This is a genomic window from Caulobacter sp. FWC2 (assembly GCF_002742625.1).
In the GTDB taxonomy this organism is placed as follows: domain Bacteria; phylum Pseudomonadota; class Alphaproteobacteria; order Caulobacterales; family Caulobacteraceae; genus Caulobacter.
Genome location: NZ_PEBF01000001.1, coordinates 1,302,867 through 1,321,955 on the forward strand (window position 1 = coordinate 1,302,867; position 19,089 = coordinate 1,321,955).

Annotated in this window: 13 protein-coding genes; 10 read left to right on the forward strand and 3 right to left on the reverse strand. The window is 67.3% G+C overall.

Features of this window, described 5'->3' with window-relative positions; genetic code table 11:
- The first annotated feature begins 132 nt into the window (after nt 1–132).
- Genes CSW62_RS06285 through CSW62_RS06300 form a run of 4 tightly spaced genes read left to right on the forward strand, consistent with a single transcriptional unit; the run spans nt 133 to nt 4,379 of the window.
- Nucleotides 133–1,929, forward strand: a complete 1,797-nt coding sequence (locus CSW62_RS06285; RefSeq protein ID WP_099576305.1) for a methyl-accepting chemotaxis protein — start codon at nt 133–135, stop codon at nt 1,927–1,929.
- Entirely contained in the window at nt 1,929–2,414 is a 486-nt protein-coding gene (locus tag CSW62_RS06290; RefSeq protein WP_199170524.1) for a chemotaxis protein CheW, read from the forward strand. The genes CSW62_RS06285 and CSW62_RS06290 overlap by 1 nt, the downstream gene beginning before the upstream one ends.
- 12 nt (nt 2,415–2,426) lie before the next feature.
- Nucleotides 2,427–3,284: a protein-glutamate O-methyltransferase CheR gene (locus CSW62_RS06295; RefSeq protein ID WP_099576307.1), complete on the forward strand. Its 858-nt coding sequence runs from the start codon at nt 2,427–2,429 to the stop codon at nt 3,282–3,284.
- Between the two features lie 3 nt (nt 3,285–3,287).
- Nucleotides 3,288–4,379 (forward strand): chemotaxis response regulator protein-glutamate methylesterase, encoded by a 1,092-nt coding sequence (locus CSW62_RS06300; protein WP_099576308.1) that lies wholly within the window; start codon nt 3,288–3,290, stop codon nt 4,377–4,379.
- Nucleotides 4,380–4,543: 164 nt separating this feature from the next.
- Here CSW62_RS06300 and CSW62_RS06305 read toward each other — a convergent pair whose 3' ends face one another.
- A complete protein-coding gene (locus tag CSW62_RS06305) occupies nt 4,544–6,268 on the reverse strand; it encodes a hypothetical protein (RefSeq protein WP_099576309.1) in 1,725 nt (574 codons plus the stop codon).
- 156 nt (nt 6,269–6,424) lie between these two features.
- A complete protein-coding gene (locus tag CSW62_RS06310; protein WP_233206623.1) occupies nt 6,425–9,400 on the reverse strand; it encodes a TonB-dependent receptor domain-containing protein in 2,976 nt (991 codons plus the stop codon).
- Nucleotides 9,401–9,751: 351 nt separating this feature from the next.
- Between CSW62_RS06310 and CSW62_RS06315 the strand changes: the two genes are divergently transcribed.
- Nucleotides 9,752–10,363 (forward strand): TetR/AcrR family transcriptional regulator, encoded by a 612-nt coding sequence (locus tag CSW62_RS06315; protein WP_369827543.1) that lies wholly within the window; start codon nt 9,752–9,754, stop codon nt 10,361–10,363.
- 16 nt (nt 10,364–10,379) lie between these two features.
- Here the strand turns inward: CSW62_RS06315 and CSW62_RS06320 are convergent, their stop codons facing one another.
- On the reverse strand, nt 10,380–11,666 hold the full coding sequence (locus tag CSW62_RS06320; protein WP_099576312.1) for an MFS transporter: 1,287 nt from the start codon (nt 11,664–11,666) through the stop codon (nt 10,380–10,382).
- Between the two features lie 238 nt (nt 11,667–11,904).
- Here CSW62_RS06320 and CSW62_RS06325 point away from each other — a divergent pair, with 238 nt between their 5' ends.
- From CSW62_RS06325 to CSW62_RS06345, 5 genes are all read left to right on the forward strand, one after another.
- Nucleotides 11,905–14,166: a TonB-dependent receptor gene (locus tag CSW62_RS06325; RefSeq protein ID WP_099576313.1), complete on the forward strand. Its 2,262-nt coding sequence runs from the start codon at nt 11,905–11,907 to the stop codon at nt 14,164–14,166.
- Nucleotides 14,167–14,175: 9 nt separating this feature from the next.
- Nucleotides 14,176–15,834, forward strand: coding sequence for a carboxylesterase/lipase family protein (locus CSW62_RS06330; RefSeq protein ID WP_099576314.1), 1,659 nt, complete (start codon nt 14,176–14,178; stop codon nt 15,832–15,834).
- Between the two features lie 11 nt (nt 15,835–15,845).
- Entirely contained in the window at nt 15,846–17,387 is a 1,542-nt protein-coding gene (locus CSW62_RS06335; protein ID WP_099576315.1) for an AMP-binding protein, read from the forward strand.
- A gap of 109 nt (nt 17,388–17,496) precedes the next feature.
- Entirely contained in the window at nt 17,497–18,126 is a 630-nt protein-coding gene (locus tag CSW62_RS06340; protein WP_099582191.1) for a TetR/AcrR family transcriptional regulator, read from the forward strand.
- A 68-nt stretch (nt 18,127–18,194) separates the two neighbouring features.
- Nucleotides 18,195–19,088, forward strand: a complete 894-nt coding sequence (locus CSW62_RS06345; protein WP_099576316.1) for an SDR family NAD(P)-dependent oxidoreductase — start codon at nt 18,195–18,197, stop codon at nt 19,086–19,088.
- Nucleotide 19,089: the final 1 nt, after the last annotated feature.

Sequence of the window (19,089 nt, forward strand, 5' to 3'; positions counted from 1 at the left end):
GGTCCCGCCTTTCCACCCAGACCCAGTACCCAGCGTAGGCAATCTCCACCAAACCTAGCGGACCGCGGCCAGTCCTCGGGACCGTCATATCGATCTCATCTTTCAATCCTGAGCCGAAGCGGGGGCTTCTCCATGCGTGCAACTATCAAGGTTAAACTGGCTGGCGCCTTCGCCACCGTCTTGTTGATCTTGGCGCTCATGGGCGTCGTCGGCATCATGAAGATGAGCTCGATAAACGAGCAGTCGACGGTTATTTCCGAAAACTGGATGCCGAGTATAGATGCGATCCACAGCATCAATACCGCGACTTCCGACCTGCGAGTCCTGCAATATGTCCACGTCGCAACGACTGATCCGGCGGCAATGGTCAATGTCGACAAGGAGATCAGCGCAACGCTTGAAATGATCAAGAAAGACCGCGCGCGCTACGAAAAGCTGATTTCTTCCGACAAAGAGCGGGAAATTTATGATCGCTTTTCCGGAAAGTACGCAAAGTATATTTTAGACTCGGATCGCATGCTCGTTCTGTCGCGAGGCAATCAGAATGTCGCTGCTGTTCAAGCCTTGGGTGACACTAAGGCGCTGTATGACGACCTGTCAGCGGACCTTCTCACTCTGGTCAAACTGAACATCGATGGTGGCGCGGCCGCCAGCGCTGAGGGCGACAAGGTTTTCGCCGATGCACGGGCCTTGTTCATCGGACTGGTTGTCCTGGCGCTGGCCATCGGTTCGATCGCGGCCCTGTGGATTTCCAGGACCGTCACGATGGGCCTGCGCAAGGTCAGCGTGGCCATAGACGCGGTGGCGATCGGCGACCTGGAAAAGGACGTCGTGGTGACGACCAACGATGAGATCAAGGATCTGGTCGATACGGTCAACCGGATGACCGCGAACCTGCGCGAGACCGCGTCTCTGGCGGACAAGGTCGCCGACGGCGACCTGACCGTTCGCCCCAAGCCCTTGTCGGACAAGGACACCCTGGGCCTGGCGCTGGAGCGCATGGTGGAGCGCCTGCGCGGCGTCGTCGCCGACGCAGTCGCGGCTTCCGAGAACGTCTCGTCCGGCAGCCAGGAGCTTTCGGCGACCTCGGAGCAGATGAGCCAGGGCGCCACCGAACAGGCGACGGCCGCCGAACAGGCCTCGGCCTCGATGGAAGAGATGTCGGCCAACATCAAGCAGAACGCCGACAATGCCGCCCAGACCGAAAAGATCGCCCGCCAGTCGGCCGTCGACGCCGAGACCTCGGGCATGGCCGTGAGCAAGGCCGTCGACGCCATGCAGACGATCGCCGAGAAGATCACCATCGTGCAGGAGATTGCTCGCCAGACCGACCTGTTGGCCCTGAACGCCGCCGTCGAAGCCGCCCGCGCGGGGGAACATGGCCGTGGCTTCGCGGTCGTGGCCTCGGAAGTGCGCAAGCTGGCCGAGCGCTCGCAAACCGCCGCCTCCGAGATCAGCGCGGTGTCGTCCGACACCGTCAAGGCCGCCCAATCGGCCGGCGAGATGCTGACCAGCCTGGTGCCGAACATCCGCAAGACTGCCGAACTGGTCGCTGAGATCAGCGCCGCCTGCCGCGAGCAGGACATCGGCTCCTCGCAGATCAACGAAGCCATCCAGCAACTGGACAAGGTGACCCAGCAGAACGCCAGCGCCTCGGAAGAGATGTCGGCCACCTCTGAGGAACTCGCGGCCCAGGCCGAGGAGCTGCAGGCCTCGATCTCCTACTTCCGCACGGAAACCGCCGACCGTTCGGGCCAACGTCGACCCGTCCCGCGCCCCGTCGCCGCCAAGCGTTCGGCAGCGCCTGCCGCGCGCAAGCCGACGCGGAATGCGGTGGCCGGCCAACAGGCCCGCGTCGCCGGCTTCGCCCTCGACCTCACCAACGGCGGTCCCGACGACGCCGACGCCGATTTCAAGGAATATGCCTGATGAGCGGCTCGACCGAACAGTTCGTCACCCTGGGCCTGGGGGCCGAGGTCTTCGCGGTTCCCGTGGCCTATGTCCGCGAGATCCTCGACTACGCCAAGCCGTTCGGGATCCCCGACGGCCCGGCCTATCTGCTGGGCCTGACCGACGTGCGCGGTCGCGGCGCGCCGACCCTGGACCTGCGCCTGAAGCTGGGCCTGCCCGCCGTGCCGCCCGACGGCGCGACGCGGATCCTAGTGGTTGATGTGCCTGTCGGGGATCGCACCCTGTCGCTGGGCCTAGTCGCCGACCGGGTGATCGAGGTGATCTCGTTCGCCGAAAGCCAGATCGAGGCCTCGCCGGACATCGGCGTGCCGTGGCGCTCGGACTACATCCGCGGCGTCGTGCGCCGCGACGCCGCCGCGGGGAAGGGGGGCTTCGTGGTCATCTTCGATCTCGCCCGTCTGCTGACCAGCCAGGACGCTGCCTACATCGCTCAAGCCGCCTGATCGGATCCCTTAGTGTCGCAAGCTGCGCTCGCCCTCCAACCCGTCACGACCAGCGAACCGCTCAGCGCCCGTAACTTCACGCGGCTGGCCGAGTTCATCCACGGCTACAGCGGCATCAAGATGCCGTCGAACAAGAAGACCATGCTGGAAGGGCGTCTGCGCCGCCGGATGCGAGTCAATCGCTTCGACAACGTCAACGACTATTGCCGCTTCCTGTTCGAGGACGACGGCCTGGAAACCGAGACGATCCACCTGATCGACGCGGTGACGACCAACAAGACCGAGTTCTTCCGCGAGCCGGTGCACTTCGATTTCATGGAAAAGACGGTCCTGCCGCAGTTGGCCAAGACCCGTCAGCACTTCCGTGTCTGGAGCGCGGCGGCCTCGACCGGGGCGGAGCCCTACACCCTGGCCATGGTGCTGGACGAGTTCTGTTCCGCGCGGCGCGGCCTGGACTATTCCATCCTGGGCACGGACATCTGCACCGAGGTGCTGCAGCAGGCGATCGCCGGCCGCTTCGTGGAGTCGATGATCCAGCCCGTCTCGATGTCCCGTCGCCAGCGCTACGTAATGCGGGCCAAGGACGCCTCGCGCGGCGAGGTGCGGATCGTTCCCGAACTGCGCAGCAAGGTTGCGTACGGCCGTCTGAACCTGATGGACGAGCACTATCCCGTCGAACAGCAGATGGACATCATCTTCTGCCGTAACATCCTGATCTATTTCGATAAGCCGACCCAGGCCAAGGTGCTGGGGCGGCTCTGCCGCCACCTGGCGCCCGACGGTTACCTCTTCCTGGGGCACTCCGAATCCATCGTGGGGCTGGACCTGCCGCTGCGGCAGATCGCCAACACCGTCTTCCAGAGGGGCTAGGCCTTGGCCCGCAAGATCCGCGTTCTGATCATCGACGATTCCGCCACCGTCCGGCAGACCCTGTCGGCCGTGCTGGAGTCCGACCCGCAGATCGAGGTGATCGGCGTCGCCTCCGACCCATTCGTGGCCGCCAAGCGGATCCGCGACGATATCCCCGACGTCATCACCCTGGACGTCGAGATGCCGCGCATGGACGGCATCACCTTCCTGCGCAAGCTGATGAGCCAGCATCCGATCCCGGTGGTCATGTGCTCGTCGCTGATCGAGGCCGGCTCGGAGACCCTGCTGCAGGCCTTGGAGGCCGGCGCGGTCGACATCGTGTTGAAGCCGAAGATCGGCGTGGCCGATGCCCTGATGGAGTCGCGGATCCGCATCTGCGACGCGGTTAAGGCGGCCGCCAGCGCCCGCGTCGCCGGCGCGCGACGCCCTCCAGTCTCCGTGCCGCGTCCGATCCACGAGCCCGAGAAGAAGCTGACCGCCGACGCCATGCTGCCCCCGCCCTCGGGGAGAGCCATGGCCAAGACGACCGAGGCCATCGTCTGCATCGGGGCCTCGACCGGCGGCACCGAAGCCCTGCGCGCGGTGCTGGAAAGCCTGCCGCCGGATTCGCCCGGCATCGTCATCGTTCAGCACATGCCCGAAAAGTTCACCGCCTCCTTCGCCAAGCGGCTGGACAGCTTGTGCGCGGTCTCCGTCAAGGAGGCCGAGGACGGCGACACGGTGCTGCGCGGCCGGGTGCTGATCGCGCCGGGCAACAAGCACACGATCCTCGAGCGCAGCGGCGCCCGCTACTATGTGACGGTCAAGGACGGTCCGTTGGTCACTCGCCACAGGCCGTCCGTGGACGTGCTGTTCCGCTCGGCGGCGCGCTCGGCCGGCTCCAACGCCGTGGGCGTGATCATGACCGGCATGGGCGACGACGGCGCGCGCGGCATGAACGAGATGAAGCAGGCCGGCGCCTACACGATCGCCCAGGACGAGGCCACCTCGGTGGTCTTCGGCATGCCCAAGGAAGCCATCGCGCTGGGCTGCGTCGACCGCGTCGCGCCGCTGCAGGCGCTGGCCAAGGAAATCCTGAAGGCTTCGAACCGGTAGGGGCGCCTACGATCTGATCGTCCAGAACTGTGTCATCCCGGCCGCTGCGAAGCGAAGAGCCGGGATCCAGGGCAAACTTCCGCGCCAGCTCCTGGGTCCCGGACAGCGCTAACGCTTCCGGCATGACAAGTGTTGGTGGCCTTCGCGAAGTGTAAGCTGGCGCCCTAGAACAGCAGGTCGTCGTCCTCGACGGCTTCAGCTTCGGCCGGCTCCTCGATCCCCGCCATGTCCAGGCCTTCCGTCAGCGCGGCGTGAACCTCGCGTTCCTGGGCCATGGTGTAGCTGCGCGCCAAGTCGGTCAGCAGGGGCGACAACGCGCTCATCAGGTCGTCGACGGGAACGTCGTCGGACAGGCTTTCCAGTTCGGCGACGGCCTGGTCGAGGTGGACGCCGACCTGACGCTGGAAGTCGAAACGGGCGGCGGCGCGGCGGAGCATCTCCACGACGTCGGCGCCCTGGCGGGCCGCGTCGACAAGGTCGCCTTCGACGGCGTCGCCTGTCTTGCGGATGCGACCGACGGCTTCACGCAGGGACTTTGCCGCGCCGGCCGCGCCATCCTGGCCGTCGGCGCAGGGCTGTGCGTCGGCCGACTCCGAGAGGGATTTCAGCGCCGTCAGGGTGCGGGCGGCCGAGGTTTCCAGATGGCCGGCATGGGCGCGCAGCTCGACCGCGATGACGCCCAGCGGCTTGCCGGTCTCGCCGATGCGCGAGCACTTCAGCGTGGTGTTCAGCGCCATCATCTGCACGTCAGCGCGCATGTTCTGGATGGCTTCGATCTGGGCGGCGAGGTCGCGGGCCGAGCTGGCGGCCGAGCGGCTGACCGTCTCGGCCTGCCGGGCGCCGGCGTCGATGTCGTCGACCAGGGCAAAGGCTTCGCCGACGCTGGATTCCAGGCCGCGCAGGAAGCTGCCGTCCTTCTCGGAGCCCCCTTGGGCGTGTTCACGCAGGCGCAGGATCTCGCTGGCGTCGCCGGCGATGGCGGCGACGCTCTGGCTGATACGCGAGACGTCACGGTGGAAGTCGTCGATCGTGGCTTTCAGCTGGGCGGCCAGCAGACGGTGCACGAAGGCGTCCAGCCGCTCGCGCGCCTCGACGGAGAAGGCGCGGGCCGGGGCCGAGGTCCGCAGCAGCATCAGGCCGTGCTGGACGTGCTCGATGCGCTGGCGGGTGATGTCGCCGATCTGCAGGGCGGCGAGGGCCGAGCCGATCTTCTTGCGGACGTCGCGGACCAGCTCGCCGACGCGGGTGGTGATCTGAGCGATCTTGGCCTGATGGTCGGCGATGGCGGCGGTCTGGCCGACCAGGGCGTCGGGCACCGCCGGCAGCAGGCCGTCGCAGCGGCGGCGCAGCTCGTCCTCGTGGCCGAGGGCCGCGCGCAGGGCGCCGTCCATGCTGGAGAGGTCGCTGCGAAAGGTGTCCAGCTGAGTGCGGCCCAGCTCGATGCAGTCGCAGATCTCCTGGGCGAAGATCGCGAACTCCGGACCGGCGGCGGCGATGCCGCCCGAGGTGATCTTGATGTTGACGCCGAAGACCCGGAGGTAGGCCAGGTGCTGGCGCATGTCCTCGATGCAGGTGGTCAGGGCGTCGCCGGCGCTGACCAACGCGCCCAGGCGGTCGCGGCGCGCGTGCAGGGTCGTGGGCAATTCCCGCAGCTGGTTGGAGGCTTCGCCCAACTGGCGGGTTGCGGCGGCGACTTCCTGGCCTTCCAGGCCCTCGCGCATCCGGTCCAGGGCGGTGATCAGGGCGCTGGTTCCGTCCACGACCTGCGAAAGGACGTCGCCGACCTCGACGAAGCGGCCTTCGATCGCGCCACGCGCGGTTTCGAGGCGTGCGTGAGCCCCGCCGTCACCCGCATGGGAAGCCGAAAACGCCAGGGATGAGAGGGCCATGAGCTCGCCGTGTGAACCGTGACCCACAGCATCGGCCATAATGTGCGAATTTGGCGTAAAGGCCCGCCATGGTGGCAATTTCCCGTCCCCAAAAGAAGGACGGCGGACGGCCAGAAGCCGCCCGCCGCGAGAGGTGGGAACAGGGAAGCGCCTTACCTAGAAGGCCTTCTTGACGCCCAGTTCGATGGTCCGGCCCAACGGGTTGCCGGTCCATGGGTCGTAGCCGAACTCTTCCTGGGCCGGCGGCGGATCGCGGTCGAAAATGTTGGCGACCGTCGCGGTCAGGGCCATGTCGTCGCCTAGTTGCAGGCGATAGGTGAAGTCGGTCGTCACCCAGGCCTTGCCGTTTTCGCCATACTGGACGCCGGCCCGCTCATCGACGACCGCCGAGACGTAGTTGACGCCCAGGCGGAAGTTCTGGCGGCCGAGGCCATAGTTGACGCCGAGGTTGGCGCGCAGCTTGGGAGCGGCCTGGGCGAAGGTGGCGAAGTTCAGCGTCCCCAGGCGGTCGTCCCCGGTCGAGATGGTCACGCCGTCCAGGGGCGTCGGGCCGGTCTTCAGCTCTGTGACGCGGGTGGCGGTGAGGTTGACGTCGAGATCGCCCGGGCCGATTGGCAGACCGTAGTTGGCCTGGATATCGAAGCCCTTGGTCGTCTGGCCCGGGCCGTTGCCGTAGCGGGTCGAGACGGCCGAGAAGGTCCCGACGCCGCTCATGCCGACCGCGCAGCCGGTGTTGAAGGTGATACGGGCCAGCAGGGGCTGCTTGGCGACATCGCAGGTGGTGATCGTGCCGCCGGCGCCGTTGAAGACCAGGCTGGCGATCTGGTTGGGGTCGGCGACCTGGCCGATCTGATCCTTCGTCCTGATATCGAAGTGGTCGACGATCAGGCGGAACTTGTGATCGTCGCGGAAGCCTCGGCTTGCCCAGATCGCGCCGATATTGGCGGTCTTGGCGGTCTCGGGCTTGAGGTTGGCGTCGGTGACGAACTGGGCCGCCAGCCAGTTGCTGGCCGCTACGGTGTAGGTGCGCGCGGCCACCGTGATGGCGCCGGGCGTCACGCCCAAGGGCGGGGTCTGGTAGTTGGTGCCGTAAGAGCCGCGCAGGGTCAGCGGACCCAAGACCTTCCACTTGCCCGACACCTTGTAGACGGTGGCGCCGAGGTCGTTGGAGAACTTCTCCTTGCGGGCGGCCAGCTGGATGTCGACGGTCGAGAACAGCGGGATCTGCAGCTCGCCGAACAGCGAGTACTGGCTCTGGTCGGCCTGGGCCGGCAGGGTCGGCGCGAACAGGACGAACGGGCCTGGCGCGTCCGGCGTGCAACCGCGGAAGTTCGGGTCGTTGGTCGGCAGCGGATTGGCCGGAAGGTTCGGCGAGCCCGGGCCATTGGCGCTGGTCGTGCCGGCCGGCCACTCGCACTGGACTGTCCCATTGTTGAACGGGCTGGAGACGATCTGGCGGCTCTCGAACGAGCGGTACTGGGCGCCCAAGGCCCAACCCACTTCGCCGCCGGGCAGCTTCAGGCCCGACAGGCCGTTGAACACCAGGTCGGCGGTGAAGTTGTTTGACTTGGTCTCGACGGCGCGCGGATCGAACATCCAGAGGGACAGGTCCTCGGGGTTCTCGTGGCCGGCGATGTAGTTGGGGTTGGCCAGGCCGCGCACCGGCTGGCCCTTGAACGAACTGGAGAAGGGGTTCCAGTACTGGCAGCCGTTCTTGCCGGCGGCGGCGGCGTTCTGGGTGCCGAAGCGGGTCGGGTCCAGGTCGACGGCGTGGCAGTTCGAGCCGCCGAAGCCGTTGAGGGCTTCCTGCAGGCGATAGCCGATGGTGTCGGCGTGGGTGTTGTAGTTGTAGGCGTCGTTATAGGTCAGGGCGAAGTCGTAGCCCACCGCCTTGGCGAACGGCGCGAGGTCTCCGAGGTCGCCGGTGATCCCGGCCGAGACGCGCCAGACCTTGTTGTCGATCTTGTCGGCCACGCCGAAGCCGTCGCCGCCGGAGTAGTAGGGGTTTCCGCCGTGGCCGAAGAGCCGGTAGGTGATCGGGGTGAAGCCCGAGGCGCCGACGATGCCGTTCTTGGCGGCGAACTCGGCCGCGAACGGGTTGCTGATCGGCACGTAGAACTGGTTGACGGCGCCGGTCGTCAACGCCGGGCCTCGCGACACCGGCTGGGCCGGCGAACCCATCACCTGCGGCAAGGTCACGCGCCCGTACGAGGCGTCCATGTGGAACTTCATGCTGTCGGTGATCTGCGCCTTCAGCTGGGCGTAGAGCCGATAGGTGTCCTGGTTTTCCACCAGCCGGTAGTACGGGATGTAGTTGTAGGCGCAGGTATAGGCGTTATCCATGCGGCCGCCGACGGCGGCGCAGCTGGCGGGCGTGAAGTCGGAGACGATGCCGCCCAGGTTCGCGCCCCACTCGCCGGTGTCCGTGGCGGTGGGAACGGCGGGCAGGGGGCCGCGCGGCTGCCAGCCCGTCAGGTTGGTCAGGGTCGACCAGGGCGCGGGGTTGTAGCCGGCGCCCGGCGTCAGCGAGGCCTTGGTGAAGTCGCGTTCCAGCGTGTTCAGACGCGAGCGGTGCTCGTACTCGGCCGAAACCAGCAGGTTGACGCGGTCCTCGCCGATCCCGCCCATCACGCCGACCGAATGGTCGCCTTTCGAGCCCCGGATCTGCTTGTACTGGGCCTGGGCCTCCATGCCGACGAACTTGTCGCGGGTGATGAAGTTGACGACGCCTCCGGTGGCGTCGGCGCCGTAGATCACCGCCGCGCCGTCCTTCAGGATCTCAGTGCGAGCCAGGGCGATAGAGGGGACATTGGCGGTGTTCTGGTTCATTCGCCGGCCGTTCAGCAGGACCAGCGTCTTGTCGGCCCCCAGGCCCCGCAGATTGTAGTTCACCGAGCCAACCAGGGCCGGGCCGCCGAAATAGTAGGACTCGCCCGTCGTCGGGCCCGAGATGGTCAGGCTCTTGGCGAATTCGAGCGCCGTCGGCGAGCCCTGCTTTTCCAACTGCTCCTGGGAATAGACCTCCACGGGGAGGGCGGCGTCCAGCGCCGAGCCCCGGATGTTGGAGCCGGTGACGATGACTTCCTCGACCTGGGTGGAGGGATCGTTGGTCGTCTTTTGCTGACCCGCCAATCCCTGACTTTGGGCTGGGGCGCCGAGGCCCGCGATCCCGATTAGCAGCGCGACGCCCGACGCGCTTGTAAGCCCAATTCTCATGTGGCGATCCCTCCCGTGGAACGAGTCTCTAATGCTCATTCTCACAAGAGTGAGTATTGTGGCGCCGCTTCGATCTCGTCAATGATCATTGTTCGCTGACTTCGAGGCGCAGGCTCAGACACGACGATTGCCGTTATGGGAACGATTGACAGGGGCGCGCTGCGCCGACTACGCGGCGAACGGTAGGACCAGGAGGACGGTTTGGCAGGAGCCACCGCGGAAGAGGCCAGGGAGCGCCCGCGCACCAAGGCCGAGCAGCGCGCCCAGATGCTGGAGCAGATTCTGGACGCGGCCGAGTACCTGTTCTCGCAGAACGGACTCTATGGCGTGACCCTGCGCGACGTCGCCGTGCGGGTGGGCATACACACGACGCTGCTGAACTACTACTACAAGGACAAGGCCCACCTGTTCGAAGCGGTGTTCGCGCGGCGGGCCGGCGTCACATCCGGACGGCGAATGATCGCCCTGGACCAGTATGAGCAGGCGGTCGGCGACAAGCCCACGGTCGAGGGCGCGCTGCACGCCTTCCTCGATACCGATCTCGATCTCTACTACCAGGGCGGCGAGCACTGGATGAACTACGGGGCCTTCTGCGCCCGGGTCAGCAACACGCCCGAGGGCGCGGCGCTGATGGACGAGCACTTCGACCCCGTCGTCCTGAGGCTGGTCGGCATCCTCAAGCGCGCCCTGCCGGACTATGCCGACGAGGAGATCTTCTGGGGCTACCACTTCGTGTCGGGCGCGCTGATGAACACCCTGGCGCGGACGGGGCGGATCGATCGGCTGTCGAGCGGCCTCTGCCACTCCGACGACTTTCCGGCGATCAAGAAGCGGATCGCGAGGTTCATGGCGGCGGGCTTCATCGCCCTCAAGGAATGAAGCCCGCGCGCGGTTGTTAAGCCTGCTCGGCCCTTCGGAAGATCCGGGCCAGCCACAGGAACAGCCCGATCGCGATCACGTAGAAAGGGACCAAGGTGTAGAGCGCCATCTGCAGCGAGTTGTGCGGGTGGCTGGCTTTGAAGAAATCGCTGGCCGCGCCGACATAGGTGGGCCCCAGGCCCAGCCCGATGAAGTTCATGACCAGCAGCAGCAAGGCGCCGGACATCACCCGCTGGTCGGGCCTGACCTCTTCCTGGACCAGCGCCACCGAGGACGACAGGTAGAAGTAGTTGAGGAAGGTCGGGCCGATCAGCAGGGCCAGGGCCAGCGGCCAGGTCGGGGCCCAGACGAAGCCAATATAGAACGGGATCGCCAGGCTCAGGGAAACGACCGGGGCCATGGCGTAGACGACCTTGGACTTCTTGCGGAAGCGATCGATCACCCGGCCCGAGACGAAGATGCCGGCGCTCATGCCGATGCCGACGACGAGGGCGTACCAGACTGCCACTTCGCCGAGCGCCATGCCCTTCTCGCGCATCAGGAACAGGGTGGTGAAGTTGCCCAGGCCATAGGTGACGAACTGGGTCGCGCCGCTGCCCAGCGCGGCCAGCACCAGGGTCGGGCGCGAGAAGAACATCCTCAGCGTCGACCAGAAGCCAGCCCTGGCGACCTTGATCTCGGTCCCGTCCAGGCCGCCGCGCGGAGGCTCTTTGACCAGCAGCGGCAGCACCACGGCGGCGACCAGGCCGACGACGCCCAGGATCACGAAGGCGTAGCGCCAGTTGAACGCCGCCGCGATCGCCGCGCCGAACGCGATGCCCAGCGCCGCGCCGACGGGCGGGCCGAGGTTGTAGATCCCCAGCGCCGTGCCGCGTCGGCTGGCCGGGAAGTAGTCGGAGATGATCGCGTAGGAGGGCGGCACCCCGCCGGCCTCGCCGAAGCCGACCGTCATCCGCGCGACGGCGAACTCACCATAGCCGCGTGACAGGCCGCAGGCGACGGTCGCCGCGCTCCAGACGCCGCAGGCCAGGGACAGCACCGCCACGCGGTTGGTGCGGTCGGCCAGCCAACCGACCGGAATGGCGATAAAGCAGTAGAACATCGCGAAATAGAGGCCGCCGATCAGGCCCAGCTGGCTGTCGCTGACATGCAGTGTGTCCTGGATCGGCTTGGCCAGGATCGACATCAACTGGCGGTCAAGGAAGTTCAGTACATAGACGAACCACAACATGCCCAGCACCAGCCAGGCGCGGCCGCCGACGGGGGCGTGGGTCGCGTTCGACGAGAGAGCGGGGGCGTTCATCGAGCGGCCGTCCGGGCGTGCGGACAGGGCCGCGGCGTCATCGCGCGCGTGGTCTTCAAGGCATCCTCCCAGCGGCCGTTCTTGAGCTTGGCCTGTTTCGGAGCATGCGCCCAACTTCGAAGCCTCGTCAATGTTCACGCTCGAGAGAGTGAATATTGACAGCGGCCCGGATCTCGCTCACCGTGCGCCCATAAACGTCGACGCAAAAACGATCGACGCTCGTTCGGGGAGGAACGACATGAAGGCTTGTCTGCTGGCGTCGGCATGCGCCGTCGCGCTCGTATCATTCGCCACACAGGCCGCAGCCCAGGCGGCCGCTGACAATCAGGGGAGGGGCGACGCCGCATTGGTCGGAGAAGTCATCGTCACCTCGACCCGCCGTCCCGAAAAGCTACAGGACGTGCCGCTCAGCGTCACCGCCTTCGACCAGAAGGAGCTGACCGCCAAGGGCATTGTCGGCTTCGAAGGCCTGGCTCGCCAGACGCCGGGCGTGGTGCTGAACCGCGCCACTGCCAACTTCAACAACTTCACCGCCCGGGGCATCGCCACCAACGGCTACGGCGCCAACCTGCAGAGCACGGTCGCCGTCTATGTGGATGAGCTGCCGATCTCGACGATCGGCAACACCACGGTGCTGGATCCCAACCTGTTCGACGTCGAGCGGGTCGAGTTCCTGCGCGGTCCCCAGGGCACGCTGTTCGGCTCGGGTTCGCTGTCGGGCGCGCTGCGCATCCTGACCAAGGCGCCGAACCTGTCGAGCCGCGAGGGCGCGGCCCTGGTTGATTTCGGCCTGACCGGCTCTGACTCGCTGCGCCAGCGCTACAACGGCATGCTCAACATGCCGATCATCCAGGACAAGCTGGCCCTGCGCGTGGTCGGCTTCTACCGGCACGAGGAAGGCTATCTCGATAACCTCGGCACCGGCGTCCACAACTCCAATACCCTGGTCGACTGGGGCGGTCGCGCGACGCTGCTGTGGAAGCCCAACGACCGCCTGTCGGTGAAGGCGCTGTTCTCCTACGAGGACAGCAACCCCAAGGACTCGTCGATGGTCAATCCGGCCCTGGGTCGGAACAAGCGGATCTCGGACCGGCCGGACCAGTTCGTCGGCGAGATGCGCAGCCACAATGTCACGATCGACTACCAGTTCGACGGCGCGCACTTCACCAGTTCGTCGACCTATTCGAAGTTCGACCAGAAATTCTATGTCGACCTGGCCGGCACGTTCAAACAGGCGATCGCCTTCGCCCTGGACGCCGGGGGCTTCCAGAAGACCTTCGTCGAGGAGGCGCGGCTGGCGTCGGATCCGGGCGGCAAGCTCGACTGGGTAATCGGCGGCTTCTATCTCGATCGCCGCCTGGACGTGGACTACTTCTACCGCTCCAGCCCGGCCTTTCTGGCCTCGCACGGCATTACCGGCCTGCCGGACGAGTACTACCAGCGCCAGTACACCCACATAAATTCGCAGGAAAAGGCCGCCTTCGGCCAGCTGACCTACCACTTCAACGACAAGGTCTGGCTGACCGGCGGGATGCGTTACGGTCGGGTCGAGGCCCAGGGCTTCACCGAGGCCGGCGGCTACAGCAGCGCCTATCTGACCAACGCCCTGTTCGGCATCCGCGGGCCGTTGACCCTGACCCCGTTCGCGGCGGCCAGCGGCGTCAAGGCGACCGGCAGCAAGCCCTCGTTCAAGGTTAGCCTGTCGTACAAGCCGTCGCCCACCCTGACGACCTACGCCACGGTGTCGACCGGTTTCCGCACCCCGGTGGTCAACGCCTTCGCCGGGCGGCCCAGCCTGGTCAATTCCAGCGACCTGATCATCCCGAACGGCGCTTCGTCGGACGACCTGACCAACTACGAGGTCGGGGCCAAGGGCCGGTTCCTGAACGGTCTGGTCTCGGCCAATCTCGCCGTCTACCTGATCGACTGGAGCAACATCCAGGTCCAGGCCAATCGCGTCTCCGACAGCGTCCAGTTCGCCACCAACATCGGCGCGGCGCGCAGCAAGGGGATCGAGCTGGAGCTGCTGGCCTTCCCGGCCAAGGGCCTGACCATCGGCCTGAACGGCTCGTTGAACGACGCCAAGGTCACCGAGCTGACCCCGGCCGAGGCGGCGATCTCCGGCGCGGTGGTCGGCGCGCGCCTGGCCTCGCCCAAGGTGCAGGGCTCGCTGTTCGTCAACTATGGCTGGGACGTGACTCCGAAGGCCAAGGCCAACCTGTCGGTCGTGCTGCAGCACGTCGGCTCGTATCCGGGCTCGTTCCAGCACGTGCCGGGCCAGCCCAGCGTGACCAGCGCGACCTACGGCTTCACGGAAGCGTATCAGAACGTCAACGCCACCTTCGCCGTGGCCATGGGCGACACCACGATTGGGGCCTATGTCGAGAACCTCTTCGACGACCACTCGATCACCTACGTCCACCCCGAGGCCTTCATCGCCAGCCGGTTCGCCACCATGCGGCCGCGCACGGCCGGCGTGCGGCTGGGCTATGCGTTCTAGGGGATGGCGATGAGCAGCTTGCGCAAGCGTCTTCTCATGTCGGCCCTTGCGGCCCTGGCGATGGCTCCGGCCGTCGCCAGGGCCGAGGCTCCTGTCGTCAAGGCGCCCATAGTCAAGGTTGGGGCCGGCGCCGTTCGAGGCGCCGCCCAGGATGGCCTTGCGGTGTTCAAGGGCATCCCCTACGCCGCGCCGCCGGTCGGCGCGCTGCGCTGGAAGCCGCCCGTCGCGCCGGCGACCTGGAGCGGCGTCCGCGACGCTCTCGACTTCGGCCCGTCCTGCCTTCAGCCCAAGCCGCGCCCGGGCAGCATCTACGCCTCGCCCTTGAAGAGCTTCAGCGAGGACTGCCTGTCGCTGAACGTCTGGACGCCCACGAAGGCGAAGAAGGCGCCGGTGCTGGTCTGGATCCACGGCGGCTCGCTGATCGGCGGCTCCAGCGCCGAGGGCATGTATGACGGCGCGGCCCTGGCCAGGCGCGGGATCGTGGTCGTCTCGATCAACTACCGCCTCGGCGTGCTGGGCTACTTGGCCCATCCCGAGCTCAGCGCGGAATCGCCCGACCATGTGTCCGGCAACTACGGCCTGTTGGACCAGATCGCGGCGCTCAAGTGGGTGCGGACCAACATCGCCGCCTTCGGGGGCGATCCGGCCAATGTCACCATCGCGGGCGAGTCCGCGGGAGGCTTGAGCGTCATGTACCTGATGGCCTCGCCGCCGGCCCGGGGGCTGTTCAACAAGGCCATCGCCCAGAGCGCCTACATGGTCTCGACGCCGGACCTGCGCGAGCCCAAGTACGGCCACATCCCGGCCGAGACCATGGGCGCGGCCACCGCCGCCAAGCTGGGCGCCAAGTCCCTCGCCGACCTGCGGGCCATGGACGCCGAGACCCTGACCACCGGCGCCCTGATGGCCGGCTTCCAGACCTTCGGGGCGGTGGACGGCAAGCTGCTGCCCAGGCAACTGGTCGACACCTTCGACGCGGGCGAGCAGGCCCATGTGCCGATCCTGGCCGGCTTCAACAGCGGAGAGATCCGCTCGCTGCGCATCCTGGCCCCGCCGCCTCCGGCCGATGCGGCGGCCTATGAGACGGAAATCCGGGCGCGCTACGGCGACCTGGCGGACGATTTCCTCAAGCTCTATCCGTCCAGCGATGTCCCGGAGAGCGTGCTGCTGACCACCCGCGACGCGCTCTATGGCTGGACCGCCGAGCGTCTCGTGGCCAAGCAGACCGCCGCCGGGCAAGCGGGCTATTTCTACCTGTTCGACCACGGCTATCCGGCCGCGGAGACGGCGGGTCTGCACGGCTTCCACGCCAGCGAGCTGCCCTATGTCTTCGACACCGCCAAGGGCACGCCGCCGGCCTGGCCGAAGAACCCGGAAACCCCCGAGGAAGCCAGGTTGACGGCTGCCATGGGCGACTACTGGGCCTCGTTCGCCAAGGACGGCGGGCCCAAGGCCGCCGGCCAGCCAGATTGGAAGGCGTACGGGGCCGAGCGCGCCTACATGGCCTTCGTCGCGGGACCCCAGCCGGGCGTGCATCTGCGCCCCGGCATGTACGAACTGAACGAGGCGGTGATGTGCCGCCGACGCGCCCGGGGCGACACGCCCTGGAACTGGAATGTCGGCGTCGTCGCGCCGCCGCTTCCGCCTGGAGTGCCTCAGTGTCGATAGTTGACGGCGAGATGCAGGCGTTCGCCCTGACGCTCGACAAGTTCCTGGACCACGCCGCCAAATGGTGTCCCGACGGCCAGGTGGTGACCGCGCGCGAGGGCGGACGGATCGACCGGGTTGGCTATGCGGATCTGCGCGACCGCAGCCTGCGGGTGTCGTCGGTGCTGGCGGGGCTCGGCTTGGGCAAGGGCGACCGCGTCGCCACCCTGGCCTGGAATACACAGGACCATGTCGAGGTCTGGTATGCGATCATGGGCATGGGCGCGGTCTGCCACACTCTGAACCCGCGCCTGACCGCCGAGCAACTGGGGTCGATGATCGTCCAGTCCGAAGCCCGCGTGCTGATCGCCTCGTCCGACCTCGCGCCCTTGGCCCGCGAGATCATGGACGCCGCGCCGGGCGTCGAGCGCCTGCTGATCATCGACGGCGAGGCCGCCGAGGGTGAAGCCTTGGCGCCACTGGTCGCCGCCGCCAAGCCGGACGTGGTCTGGGGCCAGTTCGAGGAGACCGCGCCCAGCGGCCTGTGCTTCACCTCCGGCACGACGGGCGCGCCCAAGGGCGTGACCTACACCCACCGCTCCAGCTATCTGCACACCCTGCGGGCCCTGCAGGTGGACGTGATGGCGATCTCGGGCGCTGACGCGGTGTTGGCGGTGGTGCCGATGTTCCACGCCAACGCCTGGGGCCTGCCGTTCGCGGCCCCGGCGGCCGGGGCCAAGCTGGTCCTGCCGGGCCGCAACGCCGACGGCGCCAGTCTCGCCCGCCTCATCGCCGCCGAGGAGGTCTCGGTCGGGGTCGGTGTGCCAACCGTCTGGCTGGGTCTGGTCGAGCACCTGGAAGCCACCGGCGAGCGCCTGCCGTCGCTGAAGCGCATCATGGTCGGCGGCGCGCCGATGCCGCCGGCGCTGATGGAGCGGATCGAGCAGGGCCTGTGCGTCACGGTCCAGACCAGCTGGGGCATGACCGAGCTGTCGCCCTCTGGCACCGTCGCCCCGCTGCACGCGCCGCCGCGCGCGGCGCTTTCCGGTCGACCGGCTGTCGGTGTGGACCTGCTGCTGACCGACGCGGACGGCGTGGCCTTGCCAGAGCAGCGCGGCGCCGAGGGCCATCTGCGGGTGCGCGGCGCTGCCGTGGTCGAGCGCTATTTCGGCCATGAGACCTCGGCCACCGACGCCGACGGCTGGTTCCCGACCGGCGATCTGGCGCGCATCGACGCGGCGGGCAATCTGATGATCACCGGCCGCGCCAAGGACCTGATCAAGTCCGGCGGCGAATGGATCAATCCCGCCGAGATCGAGGCGGTGGTCGCCTCGCTGCCCGAGGTGTCGCTGGCCGCCGTCATCGGTCGCTCCGATCCCAAGTGGGGCGAGCGACCGATCCTGCTGGTCGAGACCCAGGGCGAGGTCACGGACGAGGCCTTGCTGGATTCGCTGAGAGGGCGGGTGGCGACTTGGTGGATCCCCGATGCCGTCTACCGCCTGCCGCGCATGCCCCTGGCGTCGACCGGCAAGATCGACAAGATAAGGCTGCGAACGGAATACGGCGGCGGTTGACGCCTCATTCGTCCACGCCTCTCGCCCCAACGCCAGAAAGTCCCGCTCAGTGTCCGAAGCCGCCCCGACCCGTCGACGCACCACCAAGGCCGAACAGCGCGCCGAGAAGATGGAGCAGATCCTCGACGCGGCCGAGGCGCTGTTTTCGAAACACGGGCTTTATGGCGTCACCCTGAAGGACGTGGCCAAGCAGGTCGGCGTGCACCACACGCTGATGAACTACTATTTCGACGACAAGAAAGCCCTGTTCGACGCGGTCTTCGCGCGCCGGGCTGTGGTGACCAGCGAGCGCCGGATGCGGGCGCTGGAGGCCTATGAAGCGGCCTCGGCCGGCAAGCCGACGGTGGAGGGCGCTCTCCGTGCGTTCCTGGACACCGACCTTGATCTTTACATCGAGGGTGGGGAGGGCTGGAAGAACTACGCCGCCCTCGGCGCCCAGGTCGCCAACACGCCCGCATGGGGCGCGGACCTGATGGACGAGCATTTCGACCCTGTGGTGCTGCGCCTGATCGACCTGCTGAAGAAGGCCCTGCCGGACTGTCCGGAGGCCGACATCTTCTGGGGCTACCATTTCGTGACGGGGGCCCTGATGCTGACCCTGGCCCGCACGGGCCGGATCGACAAGCTTTCGGGCGGGGTCTGCAAGTCCGACGACTTCCACGCCGTGAAGGAACGGATGGCCGCGTTCATGGCCGCTGGCTTCATCGCGGCCTGCGAACGGCGCAAACCGCAGACCTAGTGGCCGCCGTCATCCGGGATCAATCCGTCAAAGAAATTCACTAATAGTCTAGTGAGCAAGGGGGTTCTATGATGCTGCAAGGACGCGTCGCGATCGTCACGGGCGCTGGCGGGGGCCTGGGCCGCACCCACGCGCTGTATCTGGCCGGGCACGGCGCCAAGGTGGTCGTCAACGACCTGGGCCAGGAGGCCGCCGACCGCGTGGCCGCCGAGATCGTCGCCCAGGGCGGCGAGGCCTTCGGCGTCGCCGCCTCGGTCACCGATGAGGCCGCCGTCAACGCCATGGTCGAGCTGGTTGTGGCCCGCTGGGGGCGGATCGACATCCTGATCAGCAACGCCGGCATCCTGCGCGACAAGACCTTCGCCAAGATGAGCCTCGACGACTTCCGCCTGGTGGTCGACGTCCACCTGATGGGCGCGGCGGTCTGCGCAAAGGCCGTGTGGGGCCTCATGCGCGAGCAGGGCCATGGCCGTATCGTCATGACCACCTCGTCGTCGGGTCTCTACGGCAATTTCGGCCAAGCCAACTACGGCGCGGCCAAGATGGCGCTGGTCGGGCTGATGCAGACCCTGGCCATCGAGGGCGAGAAGTACAATGTCCGGGTCAACTGCCTGGCCCCGACGGCGGCCACGGGCATGACCGAGGGCGTGCTGTCGGCCGAGAGCCTAGCCTTGCTCGATCCCGCCTTCGTCAGCCCGGGCCTGCTGGCCCTGGTCCAGGACGACGCCCCGACCCGCACGATCCTGTGCGCCGGCGCCGGCCACTTCGCCACCGCCAACATCACCCTGACCAACGGCCGCTACATAGGCGGCGGCGCGGACGCCAGCGAGCAGGTGATCCGCCAGTGGGACGGCGTCAGCGACCGCGCGGGCGAGATCGTCCCGGCCTACGGCTTCACCCAGGCCGAACGCGAGGTCGCCAGCGCGGGCCTGATGGCCAAGGTCGCTGGAGGTCGCGCGTGAC

Bases quoted from the DNA above. Each gene is read 5' to 3' on its own strand.
- CSW62_RS06285 (WP_099576305.1), top strand. From the start codon at position 133: ATGCGTGCAACTATCAAGGTTAAACTGGCTGGCGCCTTCGCCACCGTC.
- CSW62_RS06290 (WP_199170524.1), top strand. From the start codon at position 1,929: ATGAGCGGCTCGACCGAACAGTTCGTCACCCTGGGCCTGGGGGCCGAG.
- CSW62_RS06305 (WP_099576309.1), bottom strand. From the start codon at position 6,268: ATGGCCCTCTCATCCCTGGCGTTTTCGGCTTCCCATGCGGGTGACGGC.
- CSW62_RS06315 (WP_369827543.1), top strand. From the start codon at position 9,752: ATGCTGGAGCAGATTCTGGACGCGGCCGAGTACCTGTTCTCGCAGAAC.
- CSW62_RS06320 (WP_099576312.1), bottom strand. From the start codon at position 11,666: ATGAACGCCCCCGCTCTCTCGTCGAACGCGACCCACGCCCCCGTCGGC.
- CSW62_RS06325 (WP_099576313.1), top strand. From the start codon at position 11,905: ATGAAGGCTTGTCTGCTGGCGTCGGCATGCGCCGTCGCGCTCGTATCA.
- CSW62_RS06330 (WP_099576314.1), top strand. From the start codon at position 14,176: ATGAGCAGCTTGCGCAAGCGTCTTCTCATGTCGGCCCTTGCGGCCCTG.
- CSW62_RS06335 (WP_099576315.1), top strand. From the start codon at position 15,846: ATGCAGGCGTTCGCCCTGACGCTCGACAAGTTCCTGGACCACGCCGCC.
- CSW62_RS06340 (WP_099582191.1), top strand. From the start codon at position 17,497: ATGGAGCAGATCCTCGACGCGGCCGAGGCGCTGTTTTCGAAACACGGG.
- CSW62_RS06345 (WP_099576316.1), top strand. From the start codon at position 18,195: ATGATGCTGCAAGGACGCGTCGCGATCGTCACGGGCGCTGGCGGGGGC.